This is a genomic window from Roseixanthobacter psychrophilus, from assembly GCF_043195195.1.
Taxonomy (GTDB): domain Bacteria; phylum Pseudomonadota; class Alphaproteobacteria; order Rhizobiales; family Xanthobacteraceae; genus NCEH01.
The window spans coordinates 1-264 of sequence record NZ_JBAFWT010000234.1; the positions used below are offsets into that span (position 1 = coordinate 1).

A 264-nucleotide genomic window follows, 5' to 3' on the forward strand; every position below is an offset into this window, starting at 1 on the left:
TGCGCGCCGAGAGGGCTGGCTTTGCGGATACTGGCAGCAAGGGCCACGCCATCGCGGAACAGGAAGAACAGCAGGTAAAGCATCACCCCGAGGCTGATGATGAACTGGGCCGTGTTCTGCCCGATGATGACCGCCCTGTTGGCGAGGGTCTGGCTGAATTCGAGGAGGAACGATGTCAGCCGGGTCTGGAGCTGAGCCATGTCGCCGAGATCGAGCGCGGCAAGGGCCCTCCAGACGAAGGACGGCAGCACCCCCTGGAGCTGC

Annotated in this window: 1 pseudogene; it reads right to left on the reverse strand. The window is 64.0% G+C overall.

From position 1 onward, the window contains the following. Window positions 1-264 (reverse strand): annotated as a pseudogene (locus V5F77_RS29335) (AI-2E family transporter); the annotation flags it as partial.